This window comes from Amycolatopsis sp. NPDC114484 (assembly GCF_055633755.1).
On sequence record NZ_JBVKDQ010000002.1, the window covers coordinates 322863 to 344131 of the forward strand.

22 protein-coding genes are annotated in these 21269 nt (G+C 70.0%); 19 read left to right on the plus strand and 3 right to left on the minus strand.

Features of this window, described 5'->3' with window-relative positions:
• Positions 1–64: 64 nt before the first annotated feature.
• The 11 genes from ACZ7SW_RS07445 (at position 65) to ACZ7SW_RS07495 (ending at position 11299) form a co-directional block, all read left to right on the plus strand.
• On the plus strand, positions 65–1234 hold the full coding sequence (locus tag ACZ7SW_RS07445; protein WP_470229546.1) for an acyl-CoA dehydrogenase family protein: 1170 nt from the start codon (positions 65–67) through the stop codon (positions 1232–1234).
• Complete coding sequence (locus tag ACZ7SW_RS07450) at positions 1231–2073, plus strand: HpcH/HpaI aldolase/citrate lyase family protein (RefSeq protein ID WP_470229547.1); 843 nt, start codon at positions 1231–1233, stop codon at positions 2071–2073. Before ACZ7SW_RS07445 ends, ACZ7SW_RS07450 begins: the two co-directional genes overlap by 4 nt.
• The gene (locus ACZ7SW_RS07455) at positions 2070–3218 is read left to right on the plus strand and encodes an acyl-CoA dehydrogenase family protein (protein ID WP_470229548.1); all 1149 of its coding nucleotides are present in this window, start codon (positions 2070–2072) and stop codon (positions 3216–3218) included. Before ACZ7SW_RS07450 ends, ACZ7SW_RS07455 begins: the two co-directional genes overlap by 4 nt.
• 9 nt (positions 3219–3227) lie before the next feature.
• On the plus strand, positions 3228–3962 hold the full coding sequence (fabG, locus tag ACZ7SW_RS07460) for a 3-oxoacyl-ACP reductase FabG (protein WP_470229549.1): 735 nt from the start codon (positions 3228–3230) through the stop codon (positions 3960–3962).
• 20 nt (positions 3963–3982) lie between these two features.
• Positions 3983–4825, plus strand: a complete 843-nt coding sequence (locus ACZ7SW_RS07465) for an HTD2 family dehydratase (protein WP_470229550.1) — start codon at positions 3983–3985, stop codon at positions 4823–4825.
• Positions 4818–6032, plus strand: a complete 1215-nt coding sequence (locus ACZ7SW_RS07470) for an acetyl-CoA C-acetyltransferase (protein WP_470229551.1) — start codon at positions 4818–4820, stop codon at positions 6030–6032. The genes ACZ7SW_RS07465 and ACZ7SW_RS07470 overlap by 8 nt, the downstream gene beginning before the upstream one ends.
• Positions 6029–6481, plus strand: a complete 453-nt coding sequence (locus ACZ7SW_RS07475; RefSeq protein WP_470229552.1) for a MaoC family dehydratase — start codon at positions 6029–6031, stop codon at positions 6479–6481. Before ACZ7SW_RS07470 ends, ACZ7SW_RS07475 begins: the two co-directional genes overlap by 4 nt.
• Complete coding sequence (locus tag ACZ7SW_RS07480; protein ID WP_470229553.1) at positions 6481–8169, plus strand: CoA-transferase; 1689 nt, start codon at positions 6481–6483, stop codon at positions 8167–8169. Before ACZ7SW_RS07475 ends, ACZ7SW_RS07480 begins: the two co-directional genes overlap by 1 nt.
• Positions 8166–8978: an enoyl-CoA hydratase/isomerase family protein gene (locus ACZ7SW_RS07485; protein ID WP_470229554.1), complete on the plus strand. Its 813-nt coding sequence runs from the start codon at positions 8166–8168 to the stop codon at positions 8976–8978. The genes ACZ7SW_RS07480 and ACZ7SW_RS07485 overlap by 4 nt, the downstream gene beginning before the upstream one ends.
• Positions 8975–10123: a CoA transferase gene (locus ACZ7SW_RS07490; protein WP_470229555.1), complete on the plus strand. Its 1149-nt coding sequence runs from the start codon at positions 8975–8977 to the stop codon at positions 10121–10123. Before ACZ7SW_RS07485 ends, ACZ7SW_RS07490 begins: the two co-directional genes overlap by 4 nt.
• Positions 10124–10279: 156 nt before the next feature.
• A complete protein-coding gene (locus ACZ7SW_RS07495; protein ID WP_470229556.1) occupies positions 10280–11299 on the plus strand; it encodes an MFS transporter in 1020 nt (339 codons plus the stop codon).
• Between the two features lie 73 nt (positions 11300–11372).
• On the opposite strand, the gene ACZ7SW_RS07500 is transcribed toward ACZ7SW_RS07495, so the two are convergent.
• Entirely contained in the window at positions 11373–11783 is a 411-nt protein-coding gene (locus tag ACZ7SW_RS07500; RefSeq protein ID WP_470229557.1) for a hypothetical protein, read from the minus strand.
• Between the two features lie 568 nt (positions 11784–12351).
• Here ACZ7SW_RS07500 and ACZ7SW_RS07505 point away from each other — a divergent pair.
• From ACZ7SW_RS07505 to ACZ7SW_RS07515, 3 genes are read left to right on the plus strand one after another with little or no spacing between them, the layout of a single operon-like run.
• Positions 12352–12492: a hypothetical protein gene (locus ACZ7SW_RS07505; RefSeq protein ID WP_470229558.1), complete on the plus strand. Its 141-nt coding sequence runs from the start codon at positions 12352–12354 to the stop codon at positions 12490–12492.
• Entirely contained in the window at positions 12447–13670 is a 1224-nt protein-coding gene (locus ACZ7SW_RS07510; protein WP_470229559.1) for an AI-2E family transporter, read from the plus strand. The genes ACZ7SW_RS07505 and ACZ7SW_RS07510 overlap by 46 nt, the downstream gene beginning before the upstream one ends.
• A 21-nt stretch (positions 13671–13691) precedes the next feature.
• Entirely contained in the window at positions 13692–14060 is a 369-nt protein-coding gene (locus ACZ7SW_RS07515) for a hypothetical protein (protein WP_470229560.1), read from the plus strand.
• Positions 14061–14063: 3 nt separating this feature from the next.
• Here the strand turns inward: ACZ7SW_RS07515 and ACZ7SW_RS07520 are convergent, their stop codons facing one another.
• The gene (locus ACZ7SW_RS07520; RefSeq protein WP_470229561.1) at positions 14064–14822 is read right to left on the minus strand and encodes an IclR family transcriptional regulator; all 759 of its coding nucleotides are present in this window, start codon (positions 14820–14822) and stop codon (positions 14064–14066) included.
• A gap of 66 nt (positions 14823–14888) precedes the next feature.
• Between ACZ7SW_RS07520 and ACZ7SW_RS07525 the strand changes: the two genes are divergently transcribed.
• The 4 genes from ACZ7SW_RS07525 to ACZ7SW_RS07540 are packed head-to-tail and all read left to right on the plus strand — an operon-like array spanning position 14889 to position 18702.
• Positions 14889–16031 (plus strand): cupin domain-containing protein, encoded by a 1143-nt coding sequence (locus ACZ7SW_RS07525; RefSeq protein ID WP_470229562.1) that lies wholly within the window; start codon positions 14889–14891, stop codon positions 16029–16031.
• On the plus strand, positions 16028–16858 hold the full coding sequence (locus ACZ7SW_RS07530; protein WP_470229563.1) for a fumarylacetoacetate hydrolase family protein: 831 nt from the start codon (positions 16028–16030) through the stop codon (positions 16856–16858). Before ACZ7SW_RS07525 ends, ACZ7SW_RS07530 begins: the two co-directional genes overlap by 4 nt.
• Positions 16858–17460 (plus strand): maleylpyruvate isomerase N-terminal domain-containing protein, encoded by a 603-nt coding sequence (locus ACZ7SW_RS07535; RefSeq protein ID WP_470229564.1) that lies wholly within the window; start codon positions 16858–16860, stop codon positions 17458–17460. Before ACZ7SW_RS07530 ends, ACZ7SW_RS07535 begins: the two co-directional genes overlap by 1 nt.
• A gap of 9 nt (positions 17461–17469) precedes the next feature.
• Positions 17470–18702 carry an FAD-dependent oxidoreductase gene (locus ACZ7SW_RS07540; RefSeq protein ID WP_470229565.1) on the plus strand — a complete coding sequence of 411 codons (1233 nt, stop codon included), beginning with the start codon at positions 17470–17472 and terminating at the stop codon, positions 18700–18702.
• 109 nt (positions 18703–18811) lie between these two features.
• On the opposite strand, the gene ACZ7SW_RS07545 is transcribed toward ACZ7SW_RS07540, so the two are convergent.
• A complete protein-coding gene (locus ACZ7SW_RS07545; protein ID WP_470229566.1) occupies positions 18812–19603 on the minus strand; it encodes an IclR family transcriptional regulator in 792 nt (263 codons plus the stop codon).
• A 183-nt stretch (positions 19604–19786) separates the two neighbouring features.
• Here ACZ7SW_RS07545 and ACZ7SW_RS07550 point away from each other — a divergent pair, with 183 nt between their 5' ends.
• The gene (locus ACZ7SW_RS07550) at positions 19787–21268 is read left to right on the plus strand and encodes an aldehyde dehydrogenase family protein (RefSeq protein ID WP_470229567.1); all 1482 of its coding nucleotides are present in this window, start codon (positions 19787–19789) and stop codon (positions 21266–21268) included.
• The last annotated feature ends 1 nt before the right edge of the window (position 21269 follow it).

Consider the following 21269-nt stretch of genomic DNA (forward strand, 5'->3'; position numbering starts at 1 on the left):
TGAGGCATTCGATGATTTCTGATAAAGTATTTTCTGAGCGGCCCGGCTGAGTCATAGTGGGGGCATGGCAGCAGCGGTGACTCCCGAGGACTTCCGGCCGATTCTGGAGCTGGTGCGCGACTTCGTCCGGGCGAAGGTCGTTCCGCGCGAGCAGGAGATCATGGACGGCAACGCCATCCCCGGCGATCTGCGCGCGCAGGCGGCGGAGATGGGCCTGTTCGGCTACGCGATCCCCCAGGAATGGGGCGGGCTCGGGCTCGACCTGACCCAGGACGTCGAACTGGCGATGGAGTTCGGCTACACGTCGCTGGCGCTGCGGTCGATGTTCGGCACCAACAACGGCATCGCCGGGCAGGTCCTCGTCGGCTTCGGCACCGACGAGCAGAAGACGCAGTGGCTGGAACGCATCGCCTCGGGCGAGGTGGTCGCGTCGTTCGCGCTGACCGAGCCCGGCGCCGGGTCCAATCCCGCCGGGCTGCGCACCAAGGCCGTGCGCGACGGTGACGACTGGGTCATCGACGGGCAGAAACGCTTCATCACCAACGCACCCATCGCGGACCTGTTCGTCGTGTTCGCCCGCACGCGCCCGGCGGACGACTCCGGGCCCGGCATCGCGGTCTTCCTCGTGCCCGCGGACACGCCGGGGCTGGAGGTCGGGCCCAAGGACAAGAAGATGGGCCAGGAAGGCGCCTGGACCGCGGACGTCACCTTCAGCGATGTCCGGGTGCCTGCCTCCGCGCTCGTCGGCGGGGACGAGGACGCCGGGTACCGCGCCGCGATGACGTCGCTGGCTCGCGGCCGCGTCCACATTGCCGCGCTGGCCGTCGGTTCCGCACAGCGGGCGCTGGACGAGTCCGTCGCGTACGCCGCCTCGGCGACCCAGGACGGTCAGCCGATCGGTGATTTCCAGCTGGTGCAAGCAATGCTGGCCGATCAGCAGACCGGAGTGATGGCGGGGCGGGCGCTGGTGCGCGAGACCGCCGCGCGCTACGTGTCCGGCGAGGACCGCCGGATCGGCCCGTCCGCCGCGAAGCTCTACTGCACGGAGATGGCGGGCAAGGTCGCCGATCTCGCGGTGCAGATCCACGGCGGCACCGGCTACATGCGCGACGTGCCGGTCGAACGGATCTACCGCGACATCCGGCTGCTGCGGCTCTACGAAGGCACCAGCGAAATCCAGCGTCTCATCATCGGCGGCGGCCTCGTCCGGCAGGCGAAAAAGGCGCGGAAATGACCAGCCGCGCGGCGACGCGGGCACGGGAAGCGACCACCCTCCTGTTCGTCCCCGGCGACCGGCCGGAGCGGTTCGGCAAGGCGATGGCGGCCGGGCCGAGCCTGGTCGTGCTCGATCTGGAGGACGCCGTCGCGCCGGAGCGCAAGGAGTACGCGCGGGAACAAATCGTCGCGTGGCTCGAGGAGAACCCCGAGTGCGCGGTGCGGGTGAACGCCGCCGGCACCGTCTGGCACGACGAAGACCTCGCCGTGCTCAGGCAGCGCCGGTGCACCGTGATGCTGCCCAAGGCCGAACCGGCGACGACCCGTGCCGCGGCCGAGCAGCTCGGCGTCCTGCCGGTGGTGATCGCGCTGGTCGAAACCGCGCGCGGGATCCTGGACGCGCGGGAGACCGCGACCGTCCCGAACGTCCAGCGCCTCGCGTTCGGCAGCTTCGACCTCGCCGCGGAGCTGGGCGCCGATCCGGCGGACCGGGACGCGTTCGTCGCGGCGCGGGGCGCGCTCGTGCTGGCTTCCGCCGCAGCGGGACTGCCCGGGCCGATCGACGGCGTCACCGCGGATCTGGACAACGAGGCACACCTCACCGACGAAGTCCGCTACGCACGGCGGCTCGGGTTCGCCGGAAAGCTGTGCGTGCACCCGAAACAGGTACCCGTCGCCGCCGCGGCGCTGCGTCCGACGCGCGAGGAAATCCGCTGGGCGCAATCGATCCTCGACGCCGGCGCGGACGGCGCGGTCGCGGTGAACGGGCAGATGGTCGACAAGCCGGTGCTGGAGCGCGCCCAGCGCGTCCTCCGGCAGGCACGAGAAGGGAACGGGCAGGTGTCAAAATCCTCATGACGCTCACCGACGACGAACAGCAGATGGTCGCCCTGGTCGCGGAGTTCGCGGACGAACGGGTCCGGCCCCGGGTCCGCGAGTTCGAAGCCGACGACATCTACCCCGCCGAGTTCATCGACGAGATGAAGAAACTCGGCTTCTTCGGCCTGCTCGTCCCGGCCGAATACGGCGGCGTCGACGTCAGCACCGCCTGTTTCGCCCGCGTCACCGAAGAACTCGCGCGCGGCTGGATGAGCCTGGCGGGCGCGATCGGCGGCCACTCCGTCATCACCTATCTCATCAAGACCTTCGGCACCCCGGAACAACGCGAGAAGTACCTGCCCGCCATGGCAGAAGGCCGGATCCGCGCGACGATGGCGCTGACCGAGCCCGGCGGCGGCAGCGATCTGCAAGCCATGCGCACCCAGGCACTGCCGGGCGACGACGGCTACACCATCACCGGCTCGAAGACCTGGATCTCCAACGCCGCCCACTCCGGCCTGATCGGCCTGCTCTGCATCACCGACCGCGACGCGAAACCCGCGCACCGCGGCATGAGCGTCCTCCTCGTCGAACCCGGCGACGGCCTCACCATCTCGAAGAAACTCCCCAAGCTCGGCTACCGCGGCGTCGAAGCCTGCGAACTCGTCTTCGACGGCCAGAAGGTGCCCGCGGACGCGGTCCTCGGCGGCACGCCGAACCAGGGCTGGTCGCACATGATGCGCGGGCTCGAAGTCGGCCGGATCCAGGTCGCCTCCCGCGCGCTCGGCGTCGGGCAGGCCGCGTTGAACGACGCCGTCCGCTACGCCCAAGAACGCGAATCGTTCGGCAAACCCATCTGGAAACACCAATCCGTCGGCAACCTCCTCGCCGACATGGCCACCAAAATGCGCGCCGCCCGGCTGCTCACCCTCGACGCCGCCGAAAAACTCGACGCGGGCGAACGCGCGGACATGGAAGCCGGGATGGCGAAGCTCTTCGCCTCGGAGACCGCGATGCAGGTCGCCCTCGACGCCATCCGCGTCCACGGCGGCTACGGCTACTCCAAGGAATACGACGTCGAACGCTACTTCCGCGACGCACCCCTGATGATCGTCGGCGAAGGAACCAACGAAATCCAGCGCAACGTCATCGCCGCGCAGCTCGTCGCCCGCAACAAGATCTGAGGACACCCCATGACTCTGCTCACCGGCCGGACCGCTGTCGTCACCGGCGGCGCACAAGGCATCGGACTCGCCATCGCCCAGCTGTTCGTCGCCCAGGGCGCCCGGGTGGTGCTCGGCGACATCGACGGCGACGCGGCCGCGAAAGCCGCGGACAGCTTGGCCGGAGAAGCCGTCGGCGTCGCCTGCGACGTCACCAAAGGGTCCGATGTGGACGCTCTGCTGGCCGCCGCGGCCGAGTCGTTCTCCCCGGTCGACGTGTTCGTCAACAACGCGGGCATCACCCGCGACGCGACCATGCGGACCATGACCGAGGACGAGTTCGACCAGGTCATTTCCGTGCACCTCAAGGGAACCTGGAACGGCACCCGCAAGGCCGCCGCGATCATGCGCGAGCGCAAGAGCGGCGCGATCGTGAACCTGTCGTCGCTGTCGGGCAAGGTCGGCATGGTCGGGCAGACGAACTACTCGGCCGCCAAGGCCGGGATCGTCGGGCTGACCAAGGCCGCGGCGAAGGAGATGGCGCACCACGGCGTCCGGGTGAACGCGATCCAGCCGGGCCTGATCCGCACCGCGATGACCGAGGCCATGCCGCAGAAGGCGTGGGACCAGAAGATGGCCGAGATCCCGATGCGCCGCGCGGGCGAGGTCGGCGAGATCGCCTCGGTGGCCCTGTTCCTCGCGTCCGACCTGTCGTCGTACATGACCGGCACGGTGCTCGAGGTGACCGGCGGACGGTTCATGTGACCGGCTGGGAACCCCATGCGGTGACGACCGCGGAACTGGTCGACCCGGCCCCGGTCGCGGCGCTGGCCGCGCTCTTCGACAACGGGCTCCCCGCACCCCGGCCGGGCGACGACCTGCCGCCGCTGTGGCACTGGGTCGCACTCCCCCGCTGGCCGGTCTCCTCCGGACTCGGCCCCGACGGACACCCGGCGCGCGGCACGTTCCTGCCGCCGATCGACCTGCCCCGGCGGATGTTCGCCGGTGGCGAGGTGACTGTGCGCCTGGCCCCGAAGATCGGCGAGACGGTCACCCGGCGGTCCATTGTGGACTCCGTGACGGAGAAATCCGGTCGCTCCGGGCAGCTGGTGATCGTCGTGGTACGGACCGTGCTGTCCGGTGTGGACGGTTCGCCGCTCGTCGAGGAGCGGCAGGACCTCATCTACCGCGAAGCGGGCGCTGTCACTTCCGAAGCAGCGCAGGTGGAGCCTGCGGATCTGGTGGGCGCACCGTTCCGCCGCAGCGAAGACGGCTGGGACTTCGCTACCGACCCGACGCTGCTGATGCGCTTCTCCGCAGCCACCGCGAACCCGCACCGCATCCACTACGACTGGCCGTACGCGACCCGGGTCGAGGGCTATCCCGGCCTGGTCGTGCACGGGCCGTTGATGTCCCTCGCCCTCGCCGAGGTGCTGCGCCTGGACTCCCCCAGCGCACGCGTGACCCGGCTGGCGCACCGCAACCTGGCCCCGCTGTTCTGCGGCCAGCCCGCGCGACTGCGCGCCGAGCCCCGTCCCGGCGGCGCGAACCTGACCCTCACCGGGGCTGCCGGACCGCGCACCAGCCTCGAAGCCGACTATCACGAGGAAGGCACTCCCCATGCGTGACGCCGTCATCTGCGAACCTGTCCGCACCCCGATCGGCCGCTTCGGCGGTTCGCTCAAAAGCGTGCCCGCCGCCGACCTCGGCACCGTCGCGCTCAAGGGCCTGCTGGAGCGCACCGGCCTGCCCGCCGACGCGATCGACGACGTGATCCTCGGCCACTGCTACCCCAGCGCCGAAGCCCCGGCGATCGGCCGCGTCGTCGCGCTCGACGCGGGACTGCCGGTCACCGTTCCCGGCATGCAGGTCGACCGCCGCTGCGGTTCCGGCCTGCAGTCGGTGCTGCTGGCCGCGCTGCAGGTGCAGGCCGGCGCGAGCGACCTGATCGTCGCGGGCGGCGCGGAAAGCATGTCCAACACCGTCTTCTACGCCAACGACCTTCGCTGGGGAGCCACCGGCGCGGGCGTCCACCTGCACGATTCCCTCACCCGAGGCCGTCAGACTCCGGGCGGCAAGCACTATCCGGTGCCCGGCGGGATGCTGGAGACGGCCGAGAACCTGCGGCGGCAGTACGGCATCACCCGTGAAGAACAAGACCGGCTCGCCGCCCGGTCGCACCAGCGGGCCGTCGCCGCGCAGCAGTCCGGCGTGTTCGCCGAAGAGATCATCCCGGTGCCGGTGGAAACGCGGAAGGGCACCGTCATCGTGGACACCGACGAACACCCGCGTCCGGACACCACCGTCGAAACGCTCGCCAAGCTACGGCCAGTGCTGGGCAAACAGGACCCGGACGCCACCGTCACCGCGGGCAACGCGAGCGGCCAGAACGACGCCGCCGCGGTGTGCATCGTGACCACCCGGGAACGCGCCGCCGAACTGGGCCTGCGCCCGCTGGTGCGGCTGGTCTCCCACGGCGTGGCCGGGGTCGAACCGAAGGTGATGGGCATCGGTCCCGTGCCCGCCTCCGCGCTCGCGCTGGACCGCGCCGGGCTGAAGATCTCCGACATCGACCTCATCGAACTCAACGAGGCGTTCGCCGCGCAGGCACTGGCCTGCACCCGCGAATGGGGCTTCGGCGAGAAAGACTTCGACCGGCTCAACGTGCACGGCTCCGGGATCTCGCTGGGCCACCCGGTCGGCGCGACCGGCACCCGGATCCTCGCCACCCTGGCGCGGGAAATGCAGCGCCGCGAAGCCCGCTACGGGCTGGAGACCATGTGCATCGGCGGCGGGCAGGGCCTGGCCGCGGTGTTCGAGCGGGTGACCGCGTGACCCGCGTCTTCGGCTCGGCGGACGAGGTCCGGGCCGCGCTGGGCGAAGAGATCGGGCCGACCGAATGGTTCGCCGTCGACCAGGCGCGGATCGACGCGTTCGCCGAGGCCACCGGCGACCGCCAGTGGATCCACACCGATCCCGAGCGGGCCGCGAACGGACCGTTCGGGTCGACGATCGCGCACGGTTTCCTGACCCTGTCACTAATTCCGTTCTTCAGCGCGCAGCTGGTCCGGCTCGAGTTCGGGTCCGCGCGGATCAACTACGGGCTGGGCAAGGTCCGGTTCCCCTCGCCGGTGCCGGTCGGCTCACGGCTGCGCGCTCGGGCGTCGTTCGCCGAGGTGAAAGACGGTGCTGCCGGGGTCACCGTCACCACGCGGTACACAGTGGAGCTGGAAGGCGCGGCGAAACCGGCGTGTGTCGCCGAAACCTTGGTGGTCGTGGCCTGATGACCGACTTCTGCCAGCTCGACGAAGCGGTCTCGCGCCATGTCCGCGAGGGCGACGCACTGCACGTCATCCTGGGGCACAGCCGATGGAGCGCGCTCGTGCGCGAGATCGCGCGGCAGCACTGGCACCGGCCGTCGCGGTTCACGCTGATCATGGCGAGCCTGTCGTCGCTCGGCGCGGTGCTGTTCCGCTCCGGCTGCCTGGAGAAGGTCGTGACTGTCTACTCGGGAGACTCGTTTCCCGTGTTCACGCCGAATCCGGTGTTCCAGCAGTCCTATGCGGACGGTTCGGTCGAGGTCGAGAACTGGTCGTTCCTGAGCTACATCCAGGGTTTGCGCGCCGCCGCGACCGGCGTGCCCGCCGTGGTCACCGGCTCGGTGCGCGATTCGTCCATGGCCGGGAACCCCGGTTACGCGGAGGTCGACACGCCGTTCGGCCGCGTCGGCCTGGTCGCGCCGATCACCCCGGACGTCGCGATCGTGCACGCCGCGGTCGCCGACCGGCAAGGCAATCTGGCCATCGCGCCGCCGATGTTCGAGGGCTCGATCGGCGCGTTCGCCGCCCGGCGCGGAGTGCTCGCGACGGTCGAGAAGGTCGTCGACGACCTGCGTCCGTGGGCTCCGTTCGTCCGCATTCCGGCACACCGCGTGCTGGCCGTGGTCGAGGCTCCGTTCGGGGCCCATCCCGGCGGGGTCTTCCCCGGCACCGAGGGCGCGCGGCTGCCGGTCGAGGGTTACGCCGAGGACGTCGAGTTCTGGATCGCCGCCCGGGAAGCCAGCCGTTCGGCCGACTTCGACGACTGGATCCGCGAATGGATTCTCCTCGACCACGACACCTACCTGGCGAAACTCGGCGAAGCGCGGCTCAACACACTGACCCGCACGCTCGGGCAACCGACGCCGCCCACCGGCCGCGGCGAACACACCGGACCCGTGACGCGGCCGGAACGGGCGGCGACCTGGCTCGCCGCACTGGTCCGGGCACGGATCGCCGAAACTCGAGCCGACGGCGTGCTCGCCGGAGCCGGACTGGCGAACCTGGCCGCCTGGGTGGCCGTCGAACAAGCGAAAGCGGACGGGCACGAGGTCGCGCTGGCGGCCGAACTCGGCCTCTGGGACTACTCCCCGACGCCCGGCGACCCGTTCATCTTCAGCTTCGCCAACTTCCCATCGTCCTCGATGCTGCTCGACACCGAGCAAGCGCTCGGGACGCTCATGAACGGCCCGGCGACGAAGTCGATCGCCTGCGTCGGAGCGGCGGAAATCGACCGGCACGGCAACATCAACACCACCCGCATCGAAGGCGGCCCGTACCTCGTCGGTTCGGGCGGCGGCAACGACGTCGTGACCGGTGCCGACGAGACGTACGTCGTCGGCACGATGAGCCCGCGGCGCTTCATCGAAAACTGCAGCTACGTCACCAGTCCCGGCGCGCGGGTCCGCGCAGTGGTCACCGACCTCGGCATCCTGACCCCGCGCGACGGCGAGCTGGTGCTCACCGCGATCGCACCCGGGCCGGAACCGCTCGCCGACCGCGTCGCGCAGGTCCGTTCGCGCTGCGGCTGGGACCTCGCGGTGGCGGACGACCTGACCGAACTGCCCGAGGTGACCGCGGACGACGTCGAGCAGCTGCGCAAATACGACCGCGAGGGCTTGTTCCTCGGCGACGGCAGGAAAGGACCGGCATGAGCCGCTACGCACAGTTCGAGAACCTGCGGGTCGACGGCCCGGACGAGGACGGCGTCATCGAACTCGTCCTCGACGCCCCGAATCTCAACGCGGTCAGCGAAGCCGCACACGCCGACCTCGCCGACGTCTGGCGCGAGTTCGACCGCGACCCGGCGGTGAAAGCCGTCCTGCTGCGCGGCGAAGGCAAGGGCTTCTCCGCGGGCGGATCGTTCGACCTGGTCGAGAAGCTGGCCACCGACTTCGAAGCGCGCTCCCGCACCATGCGCGAGGCCCGCGATCTGGTCTACAACGTGATCGACTGCTCCAAGCCGATCGTCTCCGCGATCCACGGCCCCGCCGTCGGCGCCGGGCTGGTCGCCGGAGTGCTCGCGGACGTCTCCGTGGTCACCGCCAACGCGAAGATCATCGACGGCCACACCCGGCTCGGCGTCGCGGCAGGCGACCACGCCGCGGTCTGCTGGCCGCTGCTGTGCGGGATGGCGAAAGCCAAGTACTACCTGATGACCTGCCGCCCGCTCAACGGCGCCGAAGCCGAGCGGATCGGCTTGGTGTCGCTGTGCGTCGACGACGAAACCGAACTGCTGCCCACCGCGCGCGAGATCGCGCACGAACTGGCGTGCGGCGCCCCCACCGCAATCCGCTGGACCAAGCAGAGCCTCAACCTCTGGTACCGACAGCTCGCCAGCGGGATCTTCGATTCCTCGCTGGCACTGGAGTTCTACGGCTTCGGCGGCCCCGAGGTGCACGAAGGACTCGCCTCGCACCGCGAACGCCGCAAGCCCGACTTCTCCCGGGTGCACGACGCATGAACCCCGCACTGCTGGCCGGGCTGCGGGTCGTCGAGCTGTCCGCCTACGTCGCCACGCCGCTGTGCGGGCTCACGCTCGCCCAGCTCGGCGCGGACGTCGTGCGGGTCGAACCGCTCGGCGGAGCCGCCGACCGCACGCGCTGGCCGTTGTCCGACACCGGAACGAGCCTCTACTGGTCCGGGCTGAACAAGGGCAAGCGTGCCGTCGCCGTCGACCTGGAGTCCGAAGTGGACCGTCGCCGGGTCGCCGAACTGATCGTCGATGGCGGCCCGTGCGTGGTCGTGACGAACACTTCGCGGCACGCGGACCTCGGATACGAGGCTCTGAGCGCGCAACGTCCGGACCTCATCCACGTGCTGCTGGACGGCCGAGCAGACGGCGGCGCCGCAGTCGACTACACCGTGCAGGCCGCGACCGGCTTCCCCCTGCTCACCGGCACCGGGACAGCGCCGGTCAACCACGTGCTGCCCGCTTGGGACGTCTGCGCGGGACTGTATCTGGCGATCGGGCTGCTGGCCGCCGAACGGCACCGGCAGCTCACCGGGGAAGGACGGTCGATCCGGGTCGCGCTGGAGGACGTCGCGCTCGCCACTGCCGGGAATCTCGGCTACCTCGCCGAAGCGCAGCTGACCGACCACTCGCGCACCAAGTCCGGCAACGAAATCTACGGCACCTACGGCGATGATTTCGAGACTGCCGACGGTGTCCGGGTGATGATCGTGCTGCTCACCGAACGGCACTGGGACAAGATGCTTGCCGCCACCGGGCTCGCGGACGCCTTCGCCGGACTGGGCAAGGCGTTGGGGATCTCGTTCGCCTCCGAGTCCGACCGGTACCGGCACCGGGACGTGATCACGCCGTTGCTGGCACGGTGGTTCGGGCAGACGCCGTACGCCGAGGTGGCGGAAGTGCTTACGCGGCACCGGATTCTGTGGGAGCGCTACCGCAGTTTCGCCGAACTCGGCCGCGACGGCGGAGCGGCGCTCCGGGAACTGGCGCTGTTCGGGGAAATCGACCAACCCGGTGCGGGGCAGCATTGGGCACCGAGGTCACCTGTCCAAGTGGACGGTGCGCGCCTCGATCCGCGGCCTGCTCCGGAAGTGGGACAGCACAACGACGAGGTATTGCGCGCCTCGGCGGGCTGAGTTGCCCGTTCCCGAACCCTGGCTTCGGATCTCGTCAATTGATTCCCCCTGCCGCCACGCGGAAAATGGGCGGCAGAGGGGTTCTGTCCGGAGGCCTGGAATGGATTTCGCACCGCTCGCCCGCGCCGCTGTCCGCGGCCTGGCGCCGGGACGGCCTTGCGGGACCCGGCCCGGCTGGCGCGAGTGGCGGCCGGGATGCTCGTCGCCGCGGCCGTGGGGTATTCCCTCCGTGATTTCCCCGCGCAGGTGCTGGTCCGCGTCGGCGCTTTCCTCGCCGGGATCGCCGCGTTGATGCCGCACAACCGTTCGCGGTTCGCCGCGGCGGCCGTCACCGGGGGCGGCCGAGGTCGTGGCCGCGTTCGCCGGGATCCTGCTGCACGGCGTCTGGCGGGCGGTCCTGCCGGTGGTCTTCCTCGGTTTCCTCGCCGGCGGCCCAGCGCGGTGCTCGTGCTGGTCGGCCTGTACATCCGGGTGAAGCTCGACGAAAGCCCCGAGTTCGTCCGCGTCGAAAACGCGCAGGCGGTGAAGCGGGTCCCGCTCGCGGACGCGTTCAAGCGCGGCTGGCGCCCGATGATCCTCGTGATGTTGTGCTGCCTCGGCACGCACGTGAATTTCTATGTGGTGACGGTGTATTCGCTGACCTACGGCACCTCGGTGCTGCACCATCCGAAGACCATGCTGCTGTCGATGCTGCTCATCGTGACCGCGATGTACATGGTGACCACGCCCCTGTTCGGCCTGCTCGCCGATCGGTTCGGCCGCAAGCAGGTGTTCGTCGTGTCGGGGATCGGCCTGGTGCTGACGCCGTTCGCGTTCTACCCGTTGCTGGGCAGTGGCAGCTACCTCCCGATGGTGGCGGGTTTTGTGTTGCTGTTCATGGCGGTCGCCGCGAACTCCGCGGCGGAACCGACGTTCTTCGCGCTCGCCTTCCCGCCCTCGATCCGGTACAGCGCGCTGGCGGTGTCCTACGGCTTGGGCGCGGTGCTGGGCGGTTCGTTCGCACCGTTGATCTCGGCGGCCTTGTTCAAGTCGAGCGGCAGTTGGACGACGGTGGCGATCTACAACGGCGGGGCGGCACTGATTTCCGTAGTGGCTGGGTTGTTGTTGCGGGAACTTCCCCGGTCGAAAGCGGCGGGGACGGCCACGCAGGCTGGTTCTGCGGTACGGGCGGTCTGAGGGGGGGTCGCCCCGCGCGTGGCGACCTCGCTGCGCGCGTGGCGAACCTTGTTTCGAGCAGCACAGGCCCGCGTCAGCCGATCGCCGGGGCCAGATCTGTCCGCCGGTCGACCAACGCCTGTTGCGGCGACCAGGTGAAGCCGTCGTACGTCGACCACCAGATGTGGTTGTCGTTCCCCGCTCCGCGCCAGGTCATGAACAACTGCCCGTTCGCTGCCCGGCCCAGCGCCGGAGACGCCTCTGTCCGGCGGTCGGTCAGCGCCTGCTGGGACGACCAGGTGCTCCCGTCATAGGTCGACCACCAGATCAGGTTGTCGCCGCCGGCTCCGCGCCACGGCATCACCAACTGCCCGTTCCCGGCACGTCCCAGCGCGGGGGCCGTTTCCGTCCGGCGGTCGGTCAGGGGCTGCTGCGGCGACCACACACTGCCGTCGAAGCTCGACCACCAGATCAAGCTGTCAGTGCCCGATCCCCGCCACGCCATGCCATGCCCAGCGAATTCGCCTGGGCTCGCTGCGGGTGGCCCCCGCTGGACGGCACGGCCGCGCTGTCCGCGGACGCTGCCGGAGCCGCCACCAAACCGCAGCCCGCCAGTACGAGGGCCGCGGCCAGTTGTCTTGTTCTCGGTCTTGTCATGATGTTCCCCTCTTCCAGGGATTTCCGATGACCTGAATAAAGATTGCCGACAACGCGGCGGCAGCGACAGGGCCGTCTCGTTCACCGAGACGGACCCGCGAAAGCATTGGTGCAGAACGAAATCCGCCACCGCCGGTTGCACTCCTCCGCCTGCTCCGATTGCGCCCGATGTCCGCACCGGTCGAGCAAAAACGGCTGGGAATCGGAATATTCGCGGCCAGGAACAATCCCGCCGGGTTTACCGCCGTCCGCGCCCGACGCCGAACAAACCTCGGGCGGGGCGTCGTGCCCGTTGCCCGCCCCCTGGCTCGGTGCAGCGGCGATCCTTGTGCCCTTGGTCCGGGCCGTCGACTTGGTTCCGGCCGCGCCGTTTGCGAGCGATCTCCGCCGGGAATTCGCGGCGCGAGGTGATCGACGTGATCGACAGGGTGCGAACCGAGGTAGCCGACGAGGACGGACTGGCCGGCAATGTCGCCTTCGGGCACGGCCTGGGCGCGAGCATGATGATCGCGTGCGGCGTGGCCGAACCGTGGTCGGCCAAGGCAGCGGCGAGATGAGCGTCCCGGCCCGCCGGATCGCGGGCGGAAACCGCCATCGGCGTCGCGAAGCCACTGACGTGGTGCCGTGGTCGCTGCGGGTCGCGGCGGCGGCCAGCTGGCGGTTCCTGGTCGTCCTGACCATGCTCGGCGTCGTCGCGTGGACGCTCGGCTATCTCGCGACCGTCACCGTGCCGATCGGGATCGCCCTGCTCCTTTCGGCGTTGTTCGCGCCGCTGGTGGAGCGGCTGGTGCGCTGGCACGTGCCCCGCGCGCTGGCCACGCTTCTCGCGATAGTCGTCGGGCTCGCCGTTCTCGGCGGGGTTCTCACGCTCGTGGTCACCACGGTCACCGCGAGCCTGCCGCAGCTCGGCAGCCAGGTCGGGGCCAGTCTTGCGAGCATCAACAACTGGCTGCAGAACGGGCCCCTGCACCTGCACCACGCCGAGTTGCAGCAGCTGCTCGACAAGGCCGTCAACGCGATCCAGGGCAACACCGCCGAACTTTCCGCGCGCGTGCTCTCCACCGCCGCGACCGTCGGCGGCGTGCTGACCGAGATGCTGCTGACCCTGTTCGTGCTCATTTTCTTTCTCTACAGCGGCAATCAGGTCTGGCGCTTCCTCCTGCGGATCGTGCCCGCCTCGCTGCGCGACGAGATCGACGTCGCCGGTCGCCGCGGGTTCGCCTCGCTGGTCAGCTACGTGCGCGCGACCGTGGCCGTGGCCTGCGCGGACGCGGTCTGCATCGGCGTCGGCATCTGGCTGGTCGGCGTTCCGCTCGCGGTTCCGCTGGCGGCGCTGATCTTCATCGGCGCGTTCGTGCCGATCCTCGGCGCGGTGGTGACCGGGGCCGTCGCCGTGCTGATCGCCCTGGTCGCCGACGGATTCGTCGCCGCGGGCATCGTGCTCGCGATCGTCGTCGCGGTGATGCAGCTGGAAAGCCATGTGCTGCAGCCGTTCCTGCTCGGGCGCGCGGTCCGGCTGCACCCGCTGGCCGTAGTACTGGGCATCGCGCTCGGCCTGGAGATCGCCGGGATCGTCGGGGCACTGCTCGTGGTGCCGATCCTGGCCTTCGCGAAGGCCGCGATCGGTTCCCTGCTGCGCGACCCGCATCTGGACCCGGTCGAGATCGACCCGCTCCTGCCCGCCAGCGCCCACACCGCGCGACGATCAAGGTTTCGCCCGTCCCGTGGCGGGTAACCGCACGTCGGAGGGACTCTGATGACGAGCTTGATCACTGACAACGCCGATGGCGCGACGCAGAGGAGAGGACCGCTCGAACGCGGTTTCCCGCTGCCCCGCTCGGCGCCGCGGCCTGTGTCCTCGACGCTGCACCGGCTTTCTTCGATGGCGTCCTTGCGCGCGTGGGAACAACGTTCGACTCCCGCGCTGATGCACCAAGCGATCCTGGACGGCGTGAACGCGCGTCATGCCGCCGAAGCGGCCCACCTGAGCGTCGCCGAGGCGCACGTGCGCTGGAGTGCTTGGGCGGCCAAGAGATTGGCCCCGCAGCGTCCCGGGGTCGCGGCGGAGCTGCCGGTGCAGCAATTCCTCAACGTGCACGCGGCTTTCGCGGCGGCACTTGAGTAGGACTTAGCCGCGCAGATCCGCTTCCAGCGCCGCCGCCGTCGCGCGCAGCGCGGACACCAACGTCGGCAGCCGATCCTTCTGGTACCGCACGCTCGGCATCGACACCGACAACCCGGCGACGACCGTCCCGTCCGCGCCGTGCACCGGGACTCCGACCGCGGCTACGCCTCGCTCCGAACGCCCCTGGTTCAGCGCGAAGCCGCTGCGCCGCACGCGCGCCAGGTCCGCCCGCAGCTCGGCCGGGTCCGGTCGTTCGCCGGGCTTGTCCACCGCGTAGAGCTCCTCGACCTGGTCCGGCGGCAGTTCGGCGAGCAGCAGCAGGCCGGCTGTCGTCTGGTGAACCGGGAAAACCATCCCTTCGCGGGATCCGACGCGCAACGCCTGCGAGCACTCCACACTCGCGATGAACCGGGCCGTGGCCCCCGTCCGGACGGTCAGGTTCACCGACTCGTCAAGCAGGTCCACCAGCCGCCGCAGGTGCGGAAGCGCCGCCGCGCGCAGTTTCGAGGCGGCGGATTGTGAGTGCGCGGCCAGCTCCAGCACCGGGCCCACCCGATAGGCGCGGTTGGCGTCCTGGACAGCGAAATCGCGGTACACCAGCATCGCGAGCAGCCGGTGCGCGGTCGAGGGCGCGACACCGATCCGCTCGGCCACCTCGGAGACCGTCAACGGGCCTTCGAGCTGCAGCATCGCCGCGATCCGCAGGGCGTTGTCGACGCTCGCCACCGCATACGGCGGCGGGGCCTTGAACCGTTTGTCCATCCGGGCCGCCTTTCCGCACACCAGAATCCCGTTTTCCGCAGACCGGGACGCGCCCACCATAACCCCATGACCAGCACTCCAGCGCGAACTCCCGTTCAGCTCGCCGCGGTCGACGCACCGGACCAGCCCGCGGTCACGCCCGCCCTCGAGGACCTCTACCGCGGTTTCGAGCAGGAACTGCTCGTTCCGTTGTGGACGGAGATCGGCGACCTGATGCCCGCCCATCCGCGCTCGCGGGCGGTACCGCACCGATGGCAATGGGAGAACCTGCTCCGGCTCGCCGAGCAGGCCGGCGAGATCGTGCCGGTCGGGCGCGGCGGGGAACGCCGCGCGATCGCGCTCGCCAACCCGGGGCTCGGCGGCCGTCCGTTCGCGACGCCGACGCTGTGGGCCGCGATCCAGTACCTCATGCCCGGCGAGGACGCGCCGGAGCACCGGCACACGCAGAACGCGTTCCGGTTCGTCGTCGAAGGTTCGGGCGTGTGGACGGTCGTCGGCGGCGACGCGGTCCCGATGCGCCGCGGCGACTTCCTGCCGCAGGCTGGCTGGAACTGGCACGCGCACCACAACGCCACCCGCGAGCCGATGGCCTGGCTCGACGGCCTCGACATCCCGTTCCAGTACGGCATCGACGCCCAGTTCTTCGAGTTCGGCCGCGAAACGATCAGCGCCGCCGAACGGACCGCCCCTGAGCGGTCCCGTTCCGAACGGCTGTGGGCGCATCCGGGCCTGCGGCCGCTGTCCGTCGGCACGGTCGCGCCCGGTACGCCGTTGCTCGCGTACAAGTGGGAGCACACCGACGCCGCCTTGCGCGATCAGCTGCAACTGGAGAAAGAAGGCTACGGCGGAACAGTCGAACCCGGCCACGCAGCTGTCCGGTTTGCCAATCCCCACAACGGTTCCGATGTCCTGCCGACCATCCGCGCCGAGTTCCACCGCGTGGCCCGGGGCACCGAGACCGCGCCGGTGCGCGAGACCGGCTCCTCGGTCTGCCAGGTCTTCGACGGCTCCGGCACGGTGACCGTCGGCGACACCTCGTGGACCGTCGCGCGTGGGGATCTGTTCGTCGTCCCGTCGTGGCAGCCGTTCTCCGTGAAGTCCGAAGCCGGTGCCACGGATTCCGACTCCGGTGCCCTCGACCTGTTCCGTTTCTCGGACGCGCCCGTCTTCGAGGCGCTCCACCTCGACCGTCAGGAGACTCTCCGATGAAGCTCGCCACCCTCCGTGTCGACGGCGGCACGCGCGCCGTCCGCCTCGACGGCGACGTGCTCGTCGACCTCGGCTCCCCTGATCTCGGCGCGCTGTTCGCCCGAGACGGCTGGGAAGCGCACGCCGCCCAGGCGACCGGCGAGACCTGGCCCGCCGACGGCGCGGACCTCGCCCCGGTTGTGCCAAATCCGTCCAAAGTGGTCTGCATCGGGCACAACTACACCAATCACATCAAGGAAATGGGCCGCGAACTGCCCACGTACCCGACGCTGTTCCCCAAGTTCGCCGACACCTTGACCGGCCCGGCCGACCCCATCGGCAAACCGCCCGAGACCGACGCGCTCGACTGGGAGGTCGAACTCGTCGTGGTGGTCGGCAAAACGGTCCGGCGGGCCAGTGAGGACGAGGCCGCGGCGGCGATCGCCGGGTTCACCGTCATGAACGACGTCTCGGTCCGGGACTGGCAGTTCCGCACTATCGAGTGGACGCAGGGCAAGATCTGGCAGTCCTCGACGCCGGTCGGCCCGTATGTCGTCACGCCGGACGAGGTCGGCGGCGTCCGGCCCGCGCTCGAAGTGAAGACCACTGTGGACGGTCGCGTCATGCAGCACGACACCACCGGCACGCTGCTGTTCGACCCGGTGTACCTGGTGCAGTACATCTCCACGATCGTCCAGCTCAACCCGGGCGACCTGATCGCCACCGGCACCCCCGCCGGGGTCGGCCACGCCCGCGACCCGAAGGTCTGCCTGACCGGCGGCGAAACCGTCGTCACCGAGGTGGCCGGGATCGGGGCGTGCGTCAACCAGATCGTGAAGGAATCCTGATGACACCCGGGGATGCGCGGAAGTGGGTCTCGTTCGGGACCGAGCTTTTCCTGGCCCACGCGAAGGAACTGTCCGCGCCGAGCGCGTTGCCTGGCTGGACTCGCAAACACCTCGCCGCGCACGTCGCGGCCAACGCGGACGCCCTCGGCAACCTCGTGCACTGGGCGCGGACCGGCGAGCGCACCCCGATGTATGCCTCGATGGACCAGCGCAACGCCGATATCGAAGCAGGTTCCCGGTTGCCGGAAGCCCGGCTCACGTCGTGGCTGCAGGATTCGGCGCGCTCGCTGGAGTCCGCGATGGGCGCGTTGACCCCGTCGCACTGGCAAGCCGAGGTGGTCACCGCACAGGGCCGGACCGTTCCCGCCGCCGAGGTCCCGTGGCTGCGGGCCCGCGAGGTGTGCGTGCACGCGGTCGATCTCGGCACCAGATTGACGTTCGCCGACTTGCCCGATGCCTTCCTGTCCGCGCTCGTCGCCGAAATCCAGGCCAAGCGCGGCCTCGACGCGGTGCCGGACGGACCGCTGCCCGACGTCGCGGCGTATCTGGCCGGGCGGCCGCATTCGCTGGCCGGGGTCCCCGACCTCGGTCCCTGGTTGTGAGGAGAGCCCATGGACACCCCTGACGTGCTCGTCGTCGGCGGCGGGATCGGCGGGCTGAGCACCGCGTTCGCGCTGTCCCGGCTCGGCCTGCGGGTCCGGGTCCTGGAGCAGGCGAAGGAATTCGGCGAGGTCGGCGCGGGCATCCAGCTCGCCCCCAACTGCACCCGGATCCTCGACGCCTACGGCCTGCTGGACACCGCGAAGGCGCGCGGCGTCGTCCCGGACCGGATGGTCATGCGCGACGCCGTCGACGGCCGCGACCTGACCGCGCTCGACCTGCGCGACCTCGAACGGCGCTACGGCTTCCCGTACCTGGTCATCCACCGCAGCGACCTGCACCGGCTGTTCCTCGACGCCTGCCGGGAGGCCGACGTGGAACTCCTTACCGAGCAACGGATCGTGTCGTACACGCACGACCCCGCGACCGCGGTGACCGACGACGGCACCGTCCACACCGCACCGGTCGTGATCGCCGCCGACGGCCTGCACTCGGTGGCTCGGAAGCATTTCGCGGACGACCAGCCGGTCTCGTCGGCGTACGTCGCCTATCGCGGCACGGTGCCGAGCGCCGAGGTCGGGCGTCCGGTCGATCTGTCCGAAGTCGTGGTTTACGTCGGGCCGCGCTGCCACTTCGTCCACTATGGACTCCGCGGTGGCGATTTGCTCAATCAGGTCGCCGTTTTCGAATCGCCGAAGGCGGTGGCAGGACTCGAAGACTGGGGTACGCCGGACGAACTGGACACCGCCTTCGCCGCCACCTGCGACGAGGTGCGGGCCGGGGTCCCGCGCATGTGGCGGGACAAGTGGTGGCGCATGTACGACCGCGACCCGATCTCGACTTGGGTCGACGGCCGACTGGCCCTGCTTGGCGATGCCGCGCACCCGCCCCTGCAATATCTGGCGCAGGGCGCGATCATGGCCATCGAGGACGGCTGGGTCCTCGCCGAACACGTGAAGCGGTTGGGCGCTGGGGATTGGGACGGTGCGCTGGCCGCGTACGAGGCGGTCCGGACGGAACATTGCCGCCGAGTCGTGCTGACCGCCCGCGCCTGGGGAAACCTGTGGCATCTGGACGGTGCCGAGCGCGAACAACGCAACACTCTGCTGCGTACCCGCGAGACGGACGACTACGCGTTCACCGACTGGCTCTACGGCCCGACCGCCCTGTTTCCCGAAGACGAACCGGCGATGTTCGACCCTGTCCCGCTGTCTGCCGCAGACGATCTGACCGCCACCCGATAAGTCGAAACCGGCGGCCAGCGGTGAAGCCAGCAGTCCGTGAGGGGAACCCTGAGGGAATCTGATTCCCTCAGGGTTCCCCTCACGGACCTTGGACGGTCAGCGAGCCGTTTCAGGCCAGCTTCTCCGCCAGCTTCCGGCAGCCCTCCACCAGCGCGACCGCGTGTTCGTCCCGCTGGGCTTTGGTCATCCGCCCGGTCGGCGCCGCGACGCTCAGCCCGCCGAGCAGCGGACCGTCCGGACGGGCGACCGCGCAGCCGATCGAGCTGACGCCGTCCTCGCTTTCGCCCGCGTTGAGCGCGTAACCGCGCCGCCGGATCCGTTCGATCTCGGCCAGCAGCGCGCTGCGGCTCGTCATCGTCTTCGTGGTGACCTGGCCGAGCACGTCGTCCGGGTAGCGCTGGGCGATCTGGTCGTCGGGAAGATGCGCGAGCATCGCCTTGCCCAGGCTCGTCGCGTGCGCCGGCAGAGTGCGCCCGACCCGGCCGGAGACCCGCAGCGCCCGGTCGCTCTCGATCACGTCGAGGAAGCGGACCTGGTTGCCTTCCAGCGAGCCGAGATGCACGGTCTCGCCGGTGGTCTCCGACAGCCACTGCAGCACCGGCCGCGCGACCGCGCGCAGGTCCATCTGGTTCACCACCGACAGCCCGATCTCGACCAGCGCGGGACCGGCGCGGTAGACGCGGCTGGCCGGATCCTGGTCGACGAATCCGTGGTGGACCAGCATCGCCATCAGCCGGTGCGCGGTCGACTGCCCCACGCCGAGGGCGTCCCTCGCGTCGGACAGCCGCAGTTCCCTGGTGGCGCTGAACATCCGGAGCAGCCGCAGCGCGCGGTCCACGGATTCGATCGGGTACTGGGGAGCGGGCCGCGCGGGACCGGCCTCGGCAGCGGATGTCTGCATAGCAGACAGAGTATCTGGACCAGGGCGTTTGCGGGTGCTCTCCGGGGAAAGAGTTCGCATAGTTTCTGTAGAACAGAATTCGAGTCCGCAGACTAGACTTTCTGTCGGACCCCGGGGTTAGCATGAGCCAACGGCACGCGGGGCTCCAGATCCCCGCGGGACTCAGGAACCGCAGGAGCGACGATGCTCGAAGCACATTCCGGCCCGGAAATCCCGACCCGGGCCGCCGAACTTCTCGACCGCGAGTGGCGCCTGCTCATCGACGGCAAGCTCGTCCCGGCGCGGTCCGGCGCCACCTTCTCCCGGGTGTCCCCCTACACCGGCACCGTGATCGCCGAGGTCCCCGACGCGGGACCCGACGACGTCGAAGAGGCAGTACGCGCCGCAGCCGACGCCCAGGCGGTCTGGCGGGACACCTTGCCCGTCGAGCGCGCGAAGCTGGTGGTCGAGCTGGCCGACGCGATCGAGCGCCACGGCGAGGAACTGGCCCTGCTCGACACGGTGGACGCCGGTTCGCCGATCTCGAACTCGCGCGTCGACGTCGGCGTGACGGTGGCCCAGCTTCGCATGTTCGCCGGGCAGGCGCTGGAACTCAAAGGCACGACAATTCCAGCCAGCACGGCGCTGCACGTGACCACGCGCGAGCCGGTCGGCGTGGTGGCGCGGATCGTGCCTTACAACCATCCGCTGATGTTCGCGGGCAAGATCGCCGCCCCGCTGGTCGCGGGCAATCCCACCATCCTCAAGCCGCCGGAGGCCGCGCCGCTGTCCGCGCTGCGGCTGGCCGAGCTGGCGAAGGACATCTTCCCGCCCGGCGTTCTGTCGGTGGTGGTCGGCGACGGTCCCGCGGTGCCGGACGCGCTGGTGCGGCACCGGCACGTCCGGCGGATCGGGTTCATCGGCTCCGAACCCACCGGGCGCGCCATCCAGCGCGCGGCGGCCGAAAGCGGCGTCAAGGACGTCAGCCTCGAACTCGGCGGCAAGAACGCCATGGTGGTGTTCCCCGACGCGGACCTCGAAGCCGCGGCCGCCGGTGCGGTGTTCGGCATGAACTTCACCTGGTCCGGACAGTCCTGCGGGTCGAACTCGCGGCTGCTCGTGCACCAGGACGTCCACGACGCGCTCGTCGCCCGCGTGGTCGAGCTGATCGAGGCGCGGCGGATCGGCGACCCGTTCGACGAACGCACCGAACAGGGCACGATGATCAACCGGGCCCAGTACGAGAAGTCGTTGTCCTACATCGACATCGCGGTGGCGGAGGGTGCGCGGGTCGCGACCGGCGGCGGCCGTCCGGCTGGCGTGGATCAAGGCTTGTTCGTGGCCCCCACGGTGTTCACCGGTGTGCGCCCGAACATGCGGATCGCCCGCGAGGAGGTCTTCGGCCCGCTGCTGTCGGTCATCCCGTTCGCCGACGAGACGGAAGCGGTCCGCATCGCCAACAGCGTCGACTACGGGCTGACCGCGAGCGTCTGGACCGCCGACGTGACGCGCGCGCACCGCGTCGCCCGCGCGTTCGAAGCCGGGTTCGTCTGGATCAACGGCTCGTCCCGGCATTTCCCGAACGTGCCCTTCGGCGGTGTCAAGGGATCCGGCGTCGGCCGCGAAGAGAGCCTCGAAGAACTGCTCAGCTACACCGAAACCAAGTCCATCAACGTCATGTTCTGAC